This is a genomic window from Pseudomonas shahriarae (assembly GCF_014268455.2).
Classification (GTDB): domain Bacteria; phylum Pseudomonadota; class Gammaproteobacteria; order Pseudomonadales; family Pseudomonadaceae; genus Aquipseudomonas; species Aquipseudomonas shahriarae.
Window position 1 is genome coordinate 2,375,372 of sequence record NZ_CP077085.1, and the last position, 16,936, is coordinate 2,392,307.

Sequence of the window (16,936 nt, forward strand, 5' to 3'; positions counted from 1 at the left end):
TCATTTATTTTTCAGGAGCGGGCGGTGCGCGGGGTGACCGTGACCCAATAGCGGCTGCGGTAGGTGACACTGACCGGTAATGCCTGGGCCACCAACGCCAGCACCTGATCGGTGTCGCCCACCTGATAAGTGCCGGACACATGCAGGCCGGCGACGGCCTCGCTGCAACGCAACACGCCGTGGCGGTAGCGATCCAGTTCGCTGAGGAAGTCATCCAGGCGCATATTGCGCGCGCTGATCACGCCGTCGCTCCAGGCCCAGGGGTCGAGGCCGGTGGCGGGTGGCGGATAAATTGCGAGGCGGTTGAACAACACCTGTTCGCCGGACGCGACGACTTGCCGGGCAGCGCCCGATGCGTGCCCGGCAAACACCGCGACCTGGCCCTGTTGCACCGCGAGCAGCGTGCCCTGGGGTTCTTCGCGGACCATAAAGCGCGTACCGAGGGCCCGCAGATAACCGTTGTGGGTCTGTACCCAGAAGGGCCGGGGCGAACGACCATCGCTGCCGGTATCAATCAGCATCTCGCCCTGGCGCAGCTGCACCAGGCGCCGTTCGCGGTTGAACGCAGTGTCGATGGCGCTCGCGCTGTTGAGTTGGATACGGCTGCCGTCATCCAGGCTGATCCAGCGCTGCTCTCCGGTGGCCGTGCGGTACTCGGCCAGCAGCCCCGGCAGCGGCGTGTAGTCGCGGCCCAGCCAGGTCAATCCGGCGGCCCCGGCCACCAGGCCCAGTAGCTTCAAACCCTCGCGGCGGCTGATTCGTCGGCGCGCGCTGTCCAGGGTCTGGCGACCGAGTTGGGCGGGCAGATGGCGAAAATCATCATTCATCGTCGCGACCCGCTGCCAGGCCAGTTGGTGTTCGGCGCTGCTGGCCAGCCAGCGTTCAAACGCGGCGGTGCTGGCGTCATCGGTGGTGTTGAAGCGCAGCTTGATCATCCATTGGATGGCCTGGTCCACCAGGCGCGGGTCAGCAGTCGGCATAGCGCAACCGATAACAGGCGTGCAGGGCCTTGGCCAGGTCGCGCTCCACGGTGGCCTTGGACACGCCCAGGCGTTGGGCGATCTGCGGGCAGGTCAGGCCGTCCAGTTGCGCCAGCAAAAAGGCTTCGCGCACCCGTGGCTTGAGTTGGTCGAGCAGGCGGTCAATGCGCTCCAGGCTGTCGAGGATCAGCAGGCGGGTTTCTGGCGAAGGGGCTTGGTGTTCGGGGAAATGGGCCAGGCTGTCGAGGTAGGCGCGTTCCAGTTCGCGCCGCCGATACTGGTCGATCATCAGGCTGCGGGCAATGCTGCTCAGGTAGGCCCGGGGTTGCAGCAAACTGTGCTGCTTGCGGCTATTGAGCAGGCGGACGAAGGTTTCCTGGGCCAGGTCGGCGGCATGCTCGCGACAACCGGTGCGCCGCTTCAACCAGCCATGCAACCAGGAATGGTGGGCCTGGTAGAGCTGGCCGATTGCCGCATGATCCGCTGGGTATTCGCTCGACATAGTCGTCCTGGCGCAGGCATCTTAATTGATAACTGTTCGCATTCTAGACGTGGCCCGTGGCATTGGGCAATCACCTATCTTCAGGTGTTGTGCCTGGAGGCTGGTCGCGGGGGGCGCGGTGAGACTAATCTTGGGTTTTCCCTGGCGGATGAGTTGAGCATGATCGATCTCGCAACCCTCGCGGTTTTCTCTGGTTCCGTGCTGCTGTTGCTGCTGTCGCCCGGGCCGAACATGGCCTTTGTCATCAGTCATGGCGTGAGCTATGGCTGGCGGGGTGGAGTGGCGGCCGGGTTGGGGATCGGGGTGGCGGACCTGCTGCTGACCGCCTTGACCGCCACCGGCGTCACCGCCCTGGTGGCCAGTTGGCCGCCGGCCTTTGACCTGATTCGCTATGCCGGCGTGGTCTATCTGCTGTGGCTGGCGTTCAAGACCCTGCAAAAAAAGCCATCCCTGGACACCGCCCAGGTTGTGCGGGTACGCCTGGGCGGGGTGTTTATGCGCGCCATGCTCAATAGCCTGCTCAACCCCAAGGCGCTGCTGTTTTTCATGGTGTTCCTGCCGCAGTTCGTCAAGCCCGAGGCCGGGCCCATGGCCCTGCAATTGGTGCAGTTGGGCCTGGTCCTGACGCTGATTGCCGGGGTGTTTCATGCCGTGCTCGGGGTTTTTGGCGGGGCGATCAGCCGGTTTTTCGCCGGCAGTAAAAGAACCGCCGGCTTGCAGAAATGGGGGTTGGCCACGGTGCTGACAGTATTGGCCGTGCGCCTGGCGCTGATGCCACGCACCTTGTAGACGGCAGGTGCCTCTCTTTGTGGGAGCCGGCTTGCCCGCGATGGCGGCGGTTCAGCCACTATTTTTGGCGGCTGGTATACCGTCATCGCAGGCAAGCCAGCTCCCACCTTTGATTTGTGGTGTGGCCCAAGCTTCTGCCCCGACGCACACCCCCTGTGGGAGCGGGCTTGCCCGCGATGGCGGCGGTTCAGCCACTATTGTTGGCGGCTGGTATACCGTCATCGCAGGCAAGCCAGCTCCCACCTTTGATTTGTGGTGTGGCCCAAGCTTCTGCCCTGACGCACATCCCCTGTGGGAGCGGGCTTGCCCGCGATAGCGGAGGTTCAGCCACTATTGTTGGCGGCTGGTATACCGTCATCGCAGGCAAGCCAGCTCCCACCTTTGATTTGTGGTGTGGCCCAAGCTTTTGCCCCGACGCACATCCCCTGTGGGAGCCGGCTTGCCCGCGATAGCGGCGGTTCAGCCACTATTGTTGGCGGCTGGTATACCGTCATCGCAGGCAAGCCAGCTCCCACCTTTGATTTGTGGTGTGGCCCAAGCTTTTGCCCTGATGCACATCCCCTGTGGGAGCGGGCTTGCTCGCGATAGCGGCGGTTCAGCCACTATTTTTGGCGGCTGGCACACCGCGATCGCAGGCAAGCCAGCTCCCACCTTTGATTTGTGGTGTGGCCCAAGCTTTTGCTCCGACGCACATCCCCTGTGGGAGCGGGCTTGCTCGCGAAAGCAGTGGGTCAGTCAACATCAATGTTTGCTGGGCCGACGTCTTCGCGAGCAAACCCGCTCCCACAGGGGAAAATAGTTCGGCCTTCAGCCCAGTCGCGCCGCCGCCCGTGCGGCAATTTCGCCCCGGGTCTTGCGTGATTCAGCGGTGCGCTTATTCGCCTCGTCCAGTACCTGCCGTGGTGCAGTGTCCGGGCGGCCGGCATTGAAGGGAGGGGCCGGCGCATATTCAAGCTGCAACTGCACCAACTGCGCCGCCGCCTCGCTGTACAGCTCGGCGGCCAGGGTCAGGGCAAAGTCGATCCCCGCAGTGATGCCTCCCCCGGTAAACAGGTTGCCGTCGCGCACCACGCGCTCCTGCACCGGCGTGGCGCCGAGGGTGGCCAGCATGTCGTGGTAGGCCCAATGCGTGGTGGCCCGCCGCCCGCGCAGCAAACCCGCAGCGCCCAGCACCAGCGAGCCGGTACACACCGACGTCACATAACGTGCGGTCTGGGATTGCGCCCGCAGAAAGTCCAGGGTCGGCTCATCTTCCATCAATGGCCCAACCCCCGAGCCGCCCGGCACGCAGATCACATCCAGGGTAGGGCAGTCGTCGTAGGTGGTGGTCGGCGACAGCACCAACCCGCTGCTGGAAGTGATCGGCGCCAGGTCTTTCCAAATCAGATGCAGTCGCACCTCCGGCAACGACGCCAGCACGTCGTAAGGGCCGGTGAGGTCCAGTTGCTGAATACCGGGGAACAACACAAAGCCGATCTGCAAGGTCATGGTCAAACTCCAGGAAGAGGGATGGACGGCTTCACTCTAGTGGCCTAGGCTTTGGCGCATACGCCATTGAGCCCACTAATCACGCCAATCATGCCGAAAATCATCCATGTGCTCGCCTTCGCCAATGTGCAGGTGCTCGACGTCACCGGACCGTTGCAAGTGTTTGCCTCGGCCAACGACCTGGCGCGCCAGCAAGGCTTGCCGTTGCCCTATGCGGTCAACGTGATTGCCGCCCAGGCCGAGCCGGTGATGACCTCCGCCGGCCTGGCCCTGGTGGCCGAGCCGTTGCCTGGCGCCGACACGCCCTGCGACACCCTGGTGATTGCTGGCGGCTGGGGCGTGTATGGGGCGGCCGAGGATCCGCAACTGGTGGAGTGGGTCCGGCAAAAAGCCAGGCACTCGCGGCGCATGACTTCGGTGTGCACCGGCGCCTTTCTGCTGGCCGCCAGTGGCCTGCTCGATGGCTGTCGGGTCGCCACCCACTGGACGCGCTGCGAGGAACTGGCGCGCAAATACCCCAGGTTGCAGGTCGAGGCCAACCCGATCTTTATCCAGCAGGGCTCGCTCTGGACCTCGGCGGGCGTCACGGCCGGCATCGACTTGTGCCTGGCCCTGGTGGAACAGGACCTGGGCCGCGCGGTGGCCCTGGAAGTGGCGCGGCACCTGGTGGTGTTTCTCAAGCGCCCCGGTGGCCAGTCGCAGTTCAGCGTCACCCTGTCCCTGCAAAAGGGCGGTAGCCGCTTCAGCGAATTGCATGGGTGGATTGCCGAGCACCTGCACCTGGACTTGAACATCGCGACCCTGGCGGCCGCGTGCGGCATGAGCGAACGCAGCTTCGTACGCCATTACCGCGCCGAAACCGGCCAGACCCCGGCCCGGGCGGTGGAACTGATCCGCGTGGAAACCGCACGCCGGCAACTGGCCGACAGCGCCGTGGCAATCAAACGCATCGCCGCGCAATGTGGCTTTGGCAGCGAAGAAACCATGCGCCGCAGTTTTATCCGCGCCTTGTCGATCACCCCGCAGCTTTATCGCGAGCGGTTTTCGGCGCCGGCCTGAGTCTGTTCAAGCAGTTCAAACAGTGCATCGAGCGTGGCCTGCGGTGCTTCCTGGGGAATATTGTGGCCCACCCCGGCGAGCACCCGGCGCCGATAGAATCCGCTGAAATTACCCACGTCGTCATCCACCTCGGGAGCCGGGCCGACACCGTCGTCGGCACCGCACAGCGAAATGGTGGGCACCGAAATCGGCGGTGGTTGCACCAGCGCCTGTTCAATCACTTCCAGCGCCGGATCACCCTCGGCATACATGAAGCGATGGCGATAGGAGTGGATTACCACCTCCACAAAGTCCGGGTTATCAAACGAGGGTGCCGTCTGCGGGTAAAGGCTCGGCCCCGCAGCCCAGGAGGGCGACCAGAGCGACCACAACAGTTCGCACAACTCGCGGCGGTTGGCGGTCAGGCCATCGACGCCCCGTTGGGTGTGGAAGTAAAACTGGTACCACAACCGATGCTCGGTGACTGGCGCGCGGGGCTGGATGGACTTTGCGATGTCCTGGATGTTGTAACCGTCGCCAGTGACCAGGCAGCGCACGCGCTCGGGCCAAAGCGCCGCGACAATGCACGCGGCGCGCCCACCCCAGTCATAACCGGCGAGGGCGGCCTGGTCGATGGCCAGGGCATCCATGAAGTCCAGCAGATCCTTGGCCAGCGCCGCCTGTTGGCCGGAGCGCATCACCTGGGCGTGCACAAACCGGGTCGGGCCGTAGCCGCGCAGGTAAGGCACCAGCACGCGATAACCGGCCTCGGCCAACACCGGCGCGATGGCATCGTAGCCGCGAGGGTCATAGGGGAAACCGTGCAGCAGAATCACCACTTCACCGTCGGCCGGGCCATGGGCTTCGTAGGCGATATCGAGCATGGGAGTGCGGATATACAGCAGCGCGATCGAGGGGCTCATTGGGACTCCGTTCGGGTCACAGCAGGGAGCCTGGACTTTAGCGCGAAACCTTTACGTGTTCATGGGCCAGCAGCGAAAACACGTGCAGATCCTGGTAGCCACCGGCCCAAAACCCGGCCTCGCGCAGCACGCCTTCGCGGGTAAAGCCCAGCCGGCCCAGCAGTGCCTGGGACGGCAGGTTACGCGGATGGACCAGCGCTTCGACACGGTGCAGTTGCATCTGCGCAAAGCCCCAGTCGAGCACGCTGCGCAAAGCCTCGCTCATCAATCCGCTGCCCCTGGCTGACGGCGCCAGTTCGCAGGCGAGGGCGCAGCTGTTCCACTGGCGATTCCATTTGAACAGCCCGCAGGTGCCCATCAACTCGCCAGCGTATTCCAGGCCCCAGCGCGTGCCCGGATTGGCCTGGGTTCGCCAGTGGGCGAAGGTGGCGATCAGGGCGTGGGCCTGGGATATGTCGGTCATGGGGTCGATGCCAAACCAAGGCATGGCCTCGGCATCTCGATAGATCGCAAACAGCGCCGGGGCGTCGTGGGGGGTCAACTCCCGGAGCCGCAAGCGCTCGGTGTGCAGGGTGGGGAAAGTATCCACGTGGTGTGGTGCGGTTGGCATAGGTATCGACTGAACATTTTCGGGCGCCAGGGGCGGGTTCATATTCGTTCCTTGAATACAGGAGGAGGCAGACAGATAGCTCGCTCAAGGTCGCAAAGATCAAAGGTGGGAGCTGTCGAGCGTTAGCGAGGCTGCGATCACGTCAGTACAGCCAATGTTGAGGTTGCCTGATAGCGCCTACAAGGGTTTCACTTCGCTGCTTGATTCTCAAGGTTGCCACACGGTTTTCTCCCCGCTCAACTTGCGATCCAGAAACGTCGCCGCGCTGATCAAGGCCAAATGGCTCAATGCCTGCGGTGTATTCCCCAGATGTCGCGCCTGGCTGTCGAATTCCTCGGCATACAGCCCCAGCGGGTTGGCATAGCGCAGCAGTTGCTCGAATTCCAGATGGGCCTTTTCTACTTGCCCCGCGCGGGCCAGGCATTCGACGTACCAGAATGAACAGGCGGTAAACGCCCCCTCTGTGCCTTGCAAACCGTCAATTTGACTGTCGTCATTGCGGTAGCGGTAGACCATGCCATCGCGCACCAGGCTTTTCTGGATGGCGTCCAGGGTCGATAACCAGCGCGGGTCGGTGGCCGCCACAAAACGCACCAGCGGCATCAACAGCATCGAACCATCCAGGGCAGTGCTGCCGATGTGCTGCACGAAATGCCCGCGTTCTGCGTTCCAGAAGTTGCTCCAGATATCTTCATAAATCGCCTGGCGGGTCTGGTCCCAGCGGGCGAACGGTGCCGGCAGCGAGCGCTTGGAGGCCAGGCGGATCGCGCGGTCGAGTGCCACCCAGCACATCAGCCGCGAATGCAGGAAGTGATGTTGCTCGCCACGCATTTCCCAGATGCCGACGTCTTTCTGGTTCCAGGTTTCGCACACTTGGTCCACCACTTCCAGGGTGTGTTTCCAGCCCTCATGGGAGATGGCTTCGCCGTACTTGTTGACCAGGTACACCGCGTCCATCAGTTCGCCAAAAATATCCAGCTGCACCTGGTCAAAGGCCTCGTTGCCAATGCGCACCGGTTGCGCGCCGCCGTGGCCGCTGAGGTGGCTCAGCTCGGTTTCCGGCAATTGCTGGCGGCCGTCGATGCCATACAGGATGTTGATTTTCATCGGTTGCCCGCAACAGTCGCTGACGCGCCCGCGCAACCAGCGCATGTAGTCATTGGCTTCCTGGACAAAACCCAGGCGCATAAAGGCGTAGACGGTGAACGAGGCGTCGCGGATCCAGGTGTAGCGGTAATCCCAATTGCGTTCGCCGCCGGGGGCTTCCGGCAGGCCGAAGGTGGCCGCTGCGAGGATCGCGCCGTGTTTGCGCGAGGTCAGCAGCTTCAGGGCCAGGGCCGAGCGATTGACCATTTCCCGCCAGCGGCCGCGGTAGTTGGACTGGGCCAGCCAGCCGCGCCAGAATTTCAGGGTGTGCTGCAGGTGCAGGTCGGTAACGTCGCTGGCCACGCGTATATCGTCCCGGCCGCCGAGGACAAATTCGGCCCCCTGGTCCTGGTCCAGGGTAAAGCAGGCGACGGCGGCGTCATCTGCGATCTGCAACGGCACGCTGCTGGCCAGGCGCAACCCAGGCAGGCCCGGCGCCTCGAAGCACACATCAGCGTTATCGGCGGTGGCCCGAGTGGGTGCCCGGGCATAGTCATGGCGCACCGCGCAGCGCAGGTGCAGGGTGGCCTTGCCGCTCACCACGCGCACCCGGCGGATCAGCAGGGGCAGGTCATCAACGTCATCGCTGATGCTCAGCAGGTCGGTGATTTCCACCACGGCCTCATCACTCAGCCAGCGGGTTTGCAGGACATTGGTATCCGGCAGGTAGATCTGTTCCCGGCGCGCCTGGGGCAGGTCCGGGGTCAACTGGAAAATCCCGGCGGCGGGGGAGTCCAGGAGCGAGCAGAAGATCGACGGGCTGTCGAATTCCGGCCAGCAGAAAAAGTCGATGCTGCCCTGGTCGTTGATCAGCGCCGCACTGCGCATGTCACCGATAATGCCGTGGGCGTCGATGGCGCTTTGCGCTTCGTTTTTCAGATCAACCATTGTCTTTGAACTCCGGGTAGAGACTCATGCCGCCGTCGATAAACAAGGTGCTGCCCACCACATAGTCGGAGGCATCACTGGCCAGCCAGACCACGGCGTTGGCCACATCTTCGACGTCGCCGACGCGCCCATAGGGGATCAATTTCAGCAACTGCTGTTCGGCATCGCCCTCGGTGGCAGCGCGGTTGATGGCGGTGCGGATCGCCCCCGGCGCGATGCCGTTGATGCGGATCCGTTGGTGGCTGACTTCCTGGGCGAGGCTGCGCATCAGCATCTCGACGCCGCCCTTGGAGGCCGCGTAATTGACGTGACCGGCCCAGGGGATCAACTGGTGCACCGAACTCATATGGATGATCTTGCCGGCGGCCCGGGATACGCCGGCTCGCACGCCCTGGCGGTTAAAAATACGCAGGGCGGCGCGGGCGCAGAGGAACTGGCCGGTGAGGTTGACGCCAATCACCGCGTTCCACTCCTCAAGGGTCATGTCGCTGATGGCGGCGTCTTTTTGCAGGCCCGAGTTGGCCACCAGGATGTCGAGGTGGCCGAAGGCGTCGAGGGTCTGCGCGAACAGGCGTTCGACATCGGCTTCCCTGGACACATCGGCGCCGATCGCCAGGGCCCGGCCACCGGCCTGGTTGATCTGCGCGGCCAGGGCCTGGGCGGGTTCTGCCTGGCTGTTGTAGTTCACCACGACTGCCGCGCCGGCCGCAGCCAGCGCCCTGGCGGCCCCCGCGCCAATGCCGGAGCTGGCGCCGGTGACTACGGCGACTTGTTGTTCCAACGAGATGCGCATTGTCCATCCAGCCTTTATTCCAGAAGTCCATTCAGCTGACTGACGGCGCGGGGCACAAGTTCAGTGGCCTGTCTGGAATGCGACGATGGCTGTCTATATCTATCGTTTTCGCCAGCGGGCTTTTAGTTAGAATCAGTGGCTTAACGACGTGAGACGCAGCCCATGACAACTGTGCACCGGCCTTGGCTTGAGGCTTATGCCGACAACTACCGCAACGACGAAGTGGTCTATCCCCATTGTCATACCCAGGCGCAATTGATCCACGGCGTCACCGGGGTGATGGTGGTCAGTACGGCCCAGGGCAGTTGGCTGGTGCCGTCCGGGCATGCGTTGTGGGTACCCGCCGGGACGCCCCACGAGATTCGCATGGCCGGCGAAGTGCATATGCGCACCCTGTTCCTGATGCCCGAGGTCGAGCCGAGCCTGGGCCGCACCTGCCAGGTGATCGAGGTCTCGGCACTGCTGCGCGAGCTGATCGTGGCGGCGACGCTGATCGCCGGTGAAGTCAACAGCCCACGCTTGCAGGCCATGGTGGAAGTGATCCGCATGGAGCTGCTGGCCGCGCCGGTGGTGGCCATGCATGTGCCGGTGCCTGGCGAAGCCCGCCTGGCCAGGTTGTGTACCCGGTTTATCCGCAACCCGGCCGATGACAGCAGCCTGGAATCCTGGGCCGACACCCTGAACATGAGTGCGCGCACCCTGAGCCGGATTTTCCAGCGGGAACTGGGCATGAGCTTTGGCGAATGGCGCAAGCGTGCGCGTCTGGCCCTGAGCCTGAAGCTGCTGGCCCAGGGCGCCTCGATCCTGGAGGTGGCGCTGGAACATGGTTATCAGAGCCCGAGTGCGTTCAGCGCGATGTTTCGCCGCTCGCTGGGTTACCCGCCGAGTCATTTTCGTCCCCAGGCCTGATGTTGCTTCATGTAACCCAATTGTCCGTTTGGCGACGATACATGGCCCTGGCGCGGGCGAATCCGCCAGGGCGCATGCCTAATCTGCAAAGCTCATTCTTCAGCGAGCTTTGTGATGCCCAGCCTTGTCGTTCATCCCTCCACCAGCAGTCGCCCCCCGGCAGTCCTGACCCTGCTTTTGCTGGGTGCGCTAGCCGGATGCCGTGGCCTGCCCGACGAGCCCGCAGCGCAGCTGACGGCCCGGGCGGCGCCGCACTTGTCCAGCGGGTCAGCGGCCCAACCGCTGCCCGAGCGCTGGTGGCAGCTTTACCGTGACCCGCAATTGGACCGGCTTGTAGCGCAGGCCCTGAACCATAACCAAGACCTTGCTGCCGCCGCCGCCCATGTCGACGCGCTATTGGCGCGCCTGGAGCAGGTAGATGGCGAACGCCAACCCTCGACTCTTCTGGCCTACGGCGTCGGCTACGGCCGCAGCCGAGACGACCAGACCCTGGCCCAGGCCCGCGATGAGCAGGCCGAGGCCCAGTGGAGCCACGCCCCTGGATTCTCCCTGAGCTACACCCTCGACCTCTGGGGCGAGGTGCGTTATCGCCTGGCCGCCGCCCGTGCCGATGCGGATGCGGCGCGGGCGCTGGAAGACGAATGGCGGGTGACCGTGGCCGCGCAGACCACCCGGGCCTATGGCCAGGCCTGTGTCTATGCGTTCAGCCGCCAGGTGCAGCGTCATTCGGTGCAGGTGTTGGAGCGCAGTGTCGACGTCACTCGCAGACTGCAGAAGGCCGGTGCGGCGACGGCGCTGGACCTGGCGCGCCTCAATGGCCTGCTGGAAGAAACCCGTGCGCCGCTGCCGATGTTGACCGCGCGCTATCAGGCGGCCCTGTATGAGCTGGCGGTGCTCAGTGGCGTGCCGCCCCTGGAGGTGGCACGGCAAACCTGTGCCCGGCGCCCACAATTGCAGGCGCCGCTGCCCGTGGGCGATGGCTGGGCGCTGGTGCAGCGGCGGGCCGATATTCGCCGTGCCGAGCGCCAGCTGCAAGCGGCCACGCTGGCCATTGGTGTCGCTCGCGCCGAGTTGTATCCACGGGTGACCTTCGGTGCCGCGCTGGAGTCCTCCGCGAGCAGCCTGGGCAAGCTGGGGACCAGTGAAGCGCTGGTGTACTCCGTGGGGCCGTTGCTGTCCTGGCGCTTTCCCCAGCGCGGCGTTGCCCAGGCCCAAGTGAGCCAGCGCCGGGCCCAGGCGCGCGAGGCCCAGGCGCGTTTCGACGGCACGGTACTGCGTGCCTTGAAACAAGTCGAACAAGCCCTGGCGCTGTACCAGGGCGAACAACAGCGCCGCCAAGCCCTGCAGGCCGCGCTGGACAACAGCCAGCAGGCCCATGAGCTGGCCACCCGCAGCTATCGGGCCGGAGCCCTTGATGCCCTGCAACTGCTGGACAGCGAGCGCAACCTGGTCAACCTCCAGGCCCGCGTGGCCCAGGCCGACCTGCGCTTGATCAACCGCCAGATCGACCTGTTCCAGGCGCTCGGTGGTGGCTGGCAACGCAATGATCAACCTCAACCCTTACCCCTTGCTGCCCTTGGAGCCAAGCCATGAACCAGGCTGTTGAACCCGCGATCCTGCCATCCACTCCCAGCTTGATGCAGCGCCATCGCCGCGCCCTGCTGACGGGCGCATCACTGGTGACGCTGTTGGGGGCGGGGCTGTTTGCCGCGTATTGGTGGCAGTTGGGGCGATTTCTGGAAGAGACCGACGACGCCTACGTGCGCGCCGATTGGGTCGCCGTCAGCCCGCGGATTGCCGGCTACGTGGCCCAGGTGCTGGTGGAGGACAACCAGCCGGTCAAGGCCGGGGATGTGCTGGTGCGCCTGGATGAGCGTGATTTTGTCGAGCAGCTGCGCAGCACCCAGGCGCGGTTGCAGCAAGCCCGGGCGGCGGCGAATGCCCGCCAGTCCAGCCTGACCACCCTCGACGCACGGCTCGACGAGCAGCAGCAACGTATCGCCCAGGCCCAGGCTGCCCTGCATAGCAGCGAGGCTGAGGCCCATCGTGCGCGCCTGGACTTCCAGCGCTACCGCGATCTGGTGGATCAACAGATCGCCACCCGCGAGCGCCTGGAAACCGCCAGCGCCGGGCGGGCCAAGGCATTGGCAGCGGTGACCGAAGCCCGTGCCCAAGTGGCCCGGCAGCAAGCCCAGTGCCAGGTGCTGCAGGCGCGCCGCCAGCAGGCGAAGGCGCGGATCGCCGAATCCCAGGCCCGGGTGGGCGAGGCCCAGGCCAACCTGGCCCTGGCCCAGAATGCCTTGAATGACACAGCGATCCGCGCGCCGTTCGACGGCGTAGTGGGCCAGCGCAAGGTCCGCCGCCAGCAGTATGTGATGCCGGGTCTGCCTTTGTTGGCGGTGGTGCCGGTGGCACAGGCCTATGTGATCGCCAATTACAAGGAAACCCAGTTGCAGCACATGGCGCCGGGGCAGGCGGTCGATATCGCGGTGGACAGTTTTTCCGGCCAGCACTGGCGCGGCCAGATCGAAAGCATCGCCCCCGGTTCCGGTGCGGTGTTCGCCTTGTTGCCCCCGGACAACGCCACCGGCAATTTCACCAAGATCGTGCAGCGCTTTGCGGTGAAGATCCGCCTGGTGGCCGACGAGACGAATGCACCCGTGATCTTGCCGGGGATGTCCGTGATCGCCACGGTGGACACCCGCCCGGCCAGCCAGCAGGACGGTTCCCATGGAGGCTGATGGGCGCACCTCGAACGTTTCGTTTCGCGCCTGGGTCGCGGTGATCGGTGGTTTGTTCGGCTGCTTCATGGCCGGCATGAATGTGCATGTCACCAGCGCCGCCCTGCCGGAAATCGAAGGTGCGCTGGGGGCCACGTTCGAGGAGGGCTCGTGGATTTCCACGGCCTATCTGGTGGCGGAAATCATCATGATCCCGCTCACCGCGTGGCTGGTGCAGGTGTTCTCGTTGCGGCGGGTGATGCTGTGGGGCTCCGGGGTTTTCCTGGTGGCCTCGGTGGCCTGTTCGATGGCGCCGAACCTGCCGGTGATGATCATCATCCGGGTCATTCAGGGGGCGGCGGGGGCGGTGCTGATTCCGTTATCGTTCCAGTTGATCATCACCGAACTGCCTGCCAGCAAGATCCCCCTGGGCATGGCCCTGTTCAGCCTGGCCAACAGTGTGGCCCAGGCCGCAGGGCCGTCCATTGGTGGCTGGCTGACCGATGTGTATTCGTGGCGCTGGATCTTCTACCTGCAACTGTTTCCCGGTATCGCGCTGTTGGCGGCAGTGGCCTGGTCCATTGACCGCCAGCCGATGAACCTTGGGCTGTTGCGCCAGGGCGACTGGTTGGGCATCGCCTGCATGGTCCTGGGCCTGGGCGCGTTGCAGATCGTGCTGGAGGAGGGCGGGCGCAAGGATTGGTTCGGTTCGGCGTTTATCGGCTGGATGAGCCTGGCGGCGGCGGTGGGCCTGGTGGGCTTTGTCGGCCGACAATTGTGGGGCCGCAAAAGCTTTATCAACCTGCGGCTATTGGCGCACTACAACTTTGGCGTGGCCAGTGTGGCGATGTTTATCTTCGGTGCCAGCACGTACGGCCTGGTATTCCTGGTGCCCAATTACCTGTCACAGATGCAGGGCTACAACGCCAGTGAAATTGGCGTCAGCCTGATTGCCTATGGCCTGGTGCAACTGGTGCTGGCGCCGTTCCTGCCACGACTGATGAAGTGGTTGAGCGCAAAAATTCTCGTGGCCTCCGGTTTTGCGATCATGGCCCTGGGCTGCTGGATGGGCGCGCACTTGTCGGCAGACAGCGCCAGCAACGTGATCATCCCCTCGATCGTGGTGCGCGGCATTGGCCAGCCGCTGATCATGGTGGCGCTGTCGGTGCTGGCGGTGCATGGGCTGGCCAAGGCACAGTCCGGCTCGGCCTCGGCAGTGTTCTCGATGTTGCGCAACCTGGGCGGCGCGGTGGGCACGGCCCTGCTGGCGCAACTGGTGGTGGTGCGCGAGCAGGTGCATTCGGCGCGCATCGGTGAGTCGCTGAGCATTTTCGAACCGGCTTTACAGCAACATTTGCCGAACGGCGGCTTGTTGCAGGAGCAATGGCCGGAGCAGCAGCAAGTGCTGGGGTTGCTCGACCAGAGCGTGCGGCACCAGGCATTTTTGATGGCTTACAGCGACGCGTTCTACCTGGCGTGTGTGGCATTGACCTTGTGTGCGGTGGCGGCGTTGCTGCTTCGCCGCACTTGATCGCTGTCGCGGGTTCGTGTTGTGGCGAGCAACTCAGCGATGGGGTTTCAGCCCCCGCAGCAGCAACTCCAGGCCTTGCAGCGCTTGCTCCAGGCATTCGTCCGGGCGTTCGGCATGGGCAATCCATTGCGCCGTATCTACCAGGCTGCCATTGATCAACCGGGCCAGTGCCAGGCTGGGGGCATGCTCGATAAGCCCGGCCTGCATCAATTCATCCAGCAGCCGACGCAATGATTCGATGCAGTGCTGCTGGGCCCCCACGTCTGCACCCAGCACCGCCGGTGCATCTTGCAGCACGATCCGCTGGATCTCGGGATCCTGGGCCATGTGCAGGTAGGCGCGGCAGCGCTCGCAAAAACCGTCCCAGGGGTTGTCGGCCTGAGTGCTGATTTGTTGCAGACGGTCATCCATTTCGCTGTCGAGTTGCGCGACCACCGCGGCCAGCAGTCCTTTCTTGTCGCCAAAGTGATGGTACAGCGCCCCACGGGTAAGGCCGGCGCGGGCGGTGAAATCATCCATCGAGGTATTGGCAAAGCCTTGGGTGGCAAAGGCATGGCGGGCGCTGGCCAACAGGCGGGCGCGGGTTTCTTCAATCATCTCGGCGCGGGCTCGGCTCATGGAAAACGCTCGCTAGTTGTGGGTGAGTGGTTGACATACGCCGCGTATGTTACTCATGATTTGTCACATACGCACCGTATATCTTTTCCCCGGATTGCATTGAATGGCAAGCTCCAGGGCTCCCAGCAAGAGGTCACGCACCATGGCAAACCCCTACGCCGAGCTGTTCCAGGCGCCAGGTTCCAGGGCTTTTGTATCGGCCGGCATGCTCGCTCGCATGCCGATATCCATGACCGGTATCGGGCTGATCACCATGTTGTCCCAACTGCGTGGCGGTTATGGGTTGGCGGGCGCGGTGGCGGCAACGTTTGCCCTGGCCACGGCCTTTTGCGCACCGCAGGTTTCGCGACTGGTAGACCGTTATGGCCAGGGCCGCGTCTTGCCGGTGGCAGCCATGATCGGCGGTGGGGCGTTGTTGCTGCTGTTGCTGTGTACCCGTTTGCAGGCGCCGGACTGGACCCTGTTTATCTTTGCCGCCCTGGCCGGTTGCATGCCCAACATGTCGGCCATGGTGCGGGCGCGCTGGACCGAGATCTACCGTGGCCAGCCACGTTTGCAAACAGCCTTTGCCCTGGAATCGGTGCTCGACGAGGTGTGCTTTATCCTCGGCCCGCCGCTGTCGGTGGGATTGTGTGTGCTGCTGTTTCCCGAGGCGGGGCCGCTGGTGGGGGCGATCCTGTTGGCGGTTGGCGTGACCGCCTTTGTTCTGCAAAAACAGACCGAGCCTGCCATTCACGCGCAACTTGAGCACCAGGGCAGTTGGTTGATCACCCAGCCGTCGGTGCTGGTGTTGATAATCCTACTGGTGGCCATGGGCACCATTGTCGGGGTGGTAGACGTGGTCAGCGTGGCGTTCGCCCAGCACCAGGGCCAGCCGGCTGCCGCGAGTATCGTGCTGTCGGTGTATGCCATCGGCTCGTGCCTGGCGGGGCTGGCCTTCGGTGCGCTGAAGCTGAACATGCCCTTGCCCCGGCAGTTCCTGCTCTGTGGCCTGGCAACTGCCCTGACAACCCTGCCACTGCTGTGGGTGGGGGATATCCTCGGGCTGGCATTGGCGGTGTTTGTGTCCGGGCTGTTTTTTGCCCCGACCTTGATTGTGTCCATGGCGCTGGTGGAGCAGGTCGTGCCACCCAGCCGCCTGACCGAAGGCATGACCTGGCTGATCACCGGCTTGAGTATCGGCGTGGCCATCGGTGCCGCGAGTTCCGGCTGGATGATCGACCACTTTGGCGCCGCCAGCGGGTTCTGGGTGGCGCTGATGGCCGGGGCAGTGGTGCTGGTGTCCGCTTTATTGGGCTACCGCCGCCTGGGATGAGTCACCCCAGGGCGGGGTGGCTGTCTGTACGGTGATGGCGCAGGAACTCGTTCAGCGCCTGGCGTGTCAGGTCGTTGAGCGTGACCTTTTTCTGCGTCGCCGCCAGGGCCGCAGCCAGGTGCAGATCATGGCCGACCCGTACATTGAAGGAGCCTTTGCAGGGCTTTTCCGGTGCCTGGCCCAGGGTCTGGCAAGTAACCAGATAATCCTCCACGGCCTCGCGAAAGGCGGCCTCCAACTGGGCCACGGTCTGCCCTTCGTAACTGACCAGGGGGCGGATAAACAGCAGCTTGCCGAACAGGCAATTGTCCTCGACGCTGGCTTCTATGGAGCCGATGTAACCTTTGTGTTTCAACTGGTTGCTCACTGAATCAAGCCTCCTGATTCCAACTGTTCAATGATCTGGCGCCGAATGTAGTACTTCAGTTCATTGCCAGGGTGGGGCTTGTGCAAGGTGATCATTGCACTCGGGTCGCCTATGTCGAACTTGACGCGGCTCCCAGCCCCTTCGATTTGTCGGTAACCCAGCCAGCCTAACAATGTCACGAGCTCGGGCCAGGTAAATGCCATCTGCAGGTTAAGCAGTTTGGCGAGCAGCTTTTCATTTTTGGACACGGCGTTCCCTGCGTGTAACTAAATGTAGTTGCAAATACAGTGCTCCGTCAATGATAGGGCCGCTTCGCGGA

General features: G+C 63.9%; 17 protein-coding genes. 7 read left to right on the top strand and 10 right to left on the bottom strand.

Annotation, left to right across the window (positions count from 1 at the left end; translation table 11 throughout):
- Positions 1-11 precede the first annotated feature (11 nt).
- Positions 12-980 carry a FecR domain-containing protein gene (locus tag HU773_RS10800; protein WP_186626311.1) on the bottom strand — a complete coding sequence of 323 codons (969 nt, stop codon included), beginning with the start codon at positions 978-980 and terminating at the stop codon, positions 12-14.
- The gene (locus HU773_RS10805) at positions 967-1,482 is read right to left on the bottom strand and encodes a sigma-70 family RNA polymerase sigma factor (protein WP_057959063.1); all 516 of its coding nucleotides are present in this window, start codon (positions 1,480-1,482) and stop codon (positions 967-969) included. The genes HU773_RS10800 and HU773_RS10805 overlap by 14 nt, the downstream gene beginning before the upstream one ends.
- 159 nt (positions 1,483-1,641) lie before the next feature.
- Here HU773_RS10805 and HU773_RS10810 point away from each other — a divergent pair, with 159 nt between their 5' ends.
- Positions 1,642-2,271, top strand: a complete 630-nt coding sequence (locus tag HU773_RS10810; protein WP_170060688.1) for a LysE family translocator — start codon at positions 1,642-1,644, stop codon at positions 2,269-2,271.
- Between the two features lie 807 nt (positions 2,272-3,078).
- Here HU773_RS10810 and inhA read toward each other — a convergent pair.
- Positions 3,079-3,759: an isonitrile hydratase gene (inhA, locus tag HU773_RS10815; RefSeq protein ID WP_170045256.1), complete on the bottom strand. Its 681-nt coding sequence runs from the start codon at positions 3,757-3,759 to the stop codon at positions 3,079-3,081.
- A gap of 90 nt (positions 3,760-3,849) precedes the next feature.
- Here inhA and HU773_RS10820 point away from each other — a divergent pair, with 90 nt between their 5' ends.
- Positions 3,850-4,818 (top strand): GlxA family transcriptional regulator, encoded by a 969-nt coding sequence (locus tag HU773_RS10820; RefSeq protein ID WP_115127916.1) that lies wholly within the window; start codon positions 3,850-3,852, stop codon positions 4,816-4,818.
- On the opposite strand, the gene HU773_RS10825 is transcribed toward HU773_RS10820, so the two are convergent.
- The 4 genes from HU773_RS10825 to HU773_RS10840 form a co-directional block, all read right to left on the bottom strand.
- Positions 4,788-5,720: an alpha/beta fold hydrolase gene (locus HU773_RS10825; RefSeq protein ID WP_057959154.1), complete on the bottom strand. Its 933-nt coding sequence runs from the start codon at positions 5,718-5,720 to the stop codon at positions 4,788-4,790. The two genes, HU773_RS10820 and HU773_RS10825, sit on opposite strands and share 31 nt — an antisense overlap.
- Before the next feature lie 37 nt (positions 5,721-5,757).
- A complete protein-coding gene (locus HU773_RS10830) occupies positions 5,758-6,330 on the bottom strand; it encodes a GNAT family N-acetyltransferase (protein WP_057959218.1) in 573 nt (190 codons plus the stop codon).
- Between the two features lie 207 nt (positions 6,331-6,537).
- Positions 6,538-8,364 (bottom strand): glycoside hydrolase family 15 protein, encoded by a 1,827-nt coding sequence (locus HU773_RS10835; protein WP_115127918.1) that lies wholly within the window; start codon positions 8,362-8,364, stop codon positions 6,538-6,540.
- Positions 8,357-9,157, bottom strand: coding sequence for a glucose 1-dehydrogenase (locus tag HU773_RS10840; protein ID WP_057439105.1), 801 nt, complete (start codon positions 9,155-9,157; stop codon positions 8,357-8,359). Before HU773_RS10840 ends, HU773_RS10835 begins: the two co-directional genes overlap by 8 nt.
- Before the next feature lie 162 nt (positions 9,158-9,319).
- On the opposite strand from HU773_RS10840, the gene HU773_RS10845 reads away from it, so the two are divergent.
- From HU773_RS10845 to HU773_RS10860, 4 genes are all read left to right on the top strand, one after another.
- The gene (locus HU773_RS10845) at positions 9,320-10,066 is read left to right on the top strand and encodes an AraC family transcriptional regulator (protein WP_169990416.1); all 747 of its coding nucleotides are present in this window, start codon (positions 9,320-9,322) and stop codon (positions 10,064-10,066) included.
- A gap of 114 nt (positions 10,067-10,180) precedes the next feature.
- Positions 10,181-11,659 carry an efflux transporter outer membrane subunit gene (locus HU773_RS10850; RefSeq protein WP_057959157.1) on the top strand — a complete coding sequence of 493 codons (1,479 nt, stop codon included), beginning with the start codon at positions 10,181-10,183 and terminating at the stop codon, positions 11,657-11,659.
- Entirely contained in the window at positions 11,656-12,807 is a 1,152-nt protein-coding gene (locus HU773_RS10855; protein ID WP_057439103.1) for an HlyD family secretion protein, read from the top strand. Before HU773_RS10850 ends, HU773_RS10855 begins: the two co-directional genes overlap by 4 nt.
- Positions 12,797-14,317, top strand: coding sequence for an MDR family MFS transporter (locus HU773_RS10860; RefSeq protein WP_057959158.1), 1,521 nt, complete (start codon positions 12,797-12,799; stop codon positions 14,315-14,317). Before HU773_RS10855 ends, HU773_RS10860 begins: the two co-directional genes overlap by 11 nt.
- Before the next feature lie 33 nt (positions 14,318-14,350).
- Here the strand turns inward: HU773_RS10860 and HU773_RS10865 are convergent, their stop codons facing one another.
- Positions 14,351-14,935 carry a TetR/AcrR family transcriptional regulator gene (locus HU773_RS10865; RefSeq protein WP_186626263.1) on the bottom strand — a complete coding sequence of 195 codons (585 nt, stop codon included), beginning with the start codon at positions 14,933-14,935 and terminating at the stop codon, positions 14,351-14,353.
- A gap of 142 nt (positions 14,936-15,077) precedes the next feature.
- Here HU773_RS10865 and HU773_RS10870 point away from each other — a divergent pair, with 142 nt between their 5' ends.
- Complete coding sequence (locus HU773_RS10870) at positions 15,078-16,250, top strand: MFS transporter (RefSeq protein WP_120732481.1); 1,173 nt, start codon at positions 15,078-15,080, stop codon at positions 16,248-16,250.
- A gap of 1 nt (position 16,251) precedes the next feature.
- Here HU773_RS10870 and HU773_RS10875 read toward each other — a convergent pair whose 3' ends face one another.
- Positions 16,252-16,617 carry a type II toxin-antitoxin system HicB family antitoxin gene (locus HU773_RS10875; RefSeq protein ID WP_186626264.1) on the bottom strand — a complete coding sequence of 122 codons (366 nt, stop codon included), beginning with the start codon at positions 16,615-16,617 and terminating at the stop codon, positions 16,252-16,254.
- The gene (locus HU773_RS10880; RefSeq protein WP_057439099.1) at positions 16,614-16,865 is read right to left on the bottom strand and encodes a type II toxin-antitoxin system HicA family toxin; all 252 of its coding nucleotides are present in this window, start codon (positions 16,863-16,865) and stop codon (positions 16,614-16,616) included. The genes HU773_RS10875 and HU773_RS10880 overlap by 4 nt, the downstream gene beginning before the upstream one ends.
- Between the last annotated feature and the right edge of the window lie 71 nt (positions 16,866-16,936).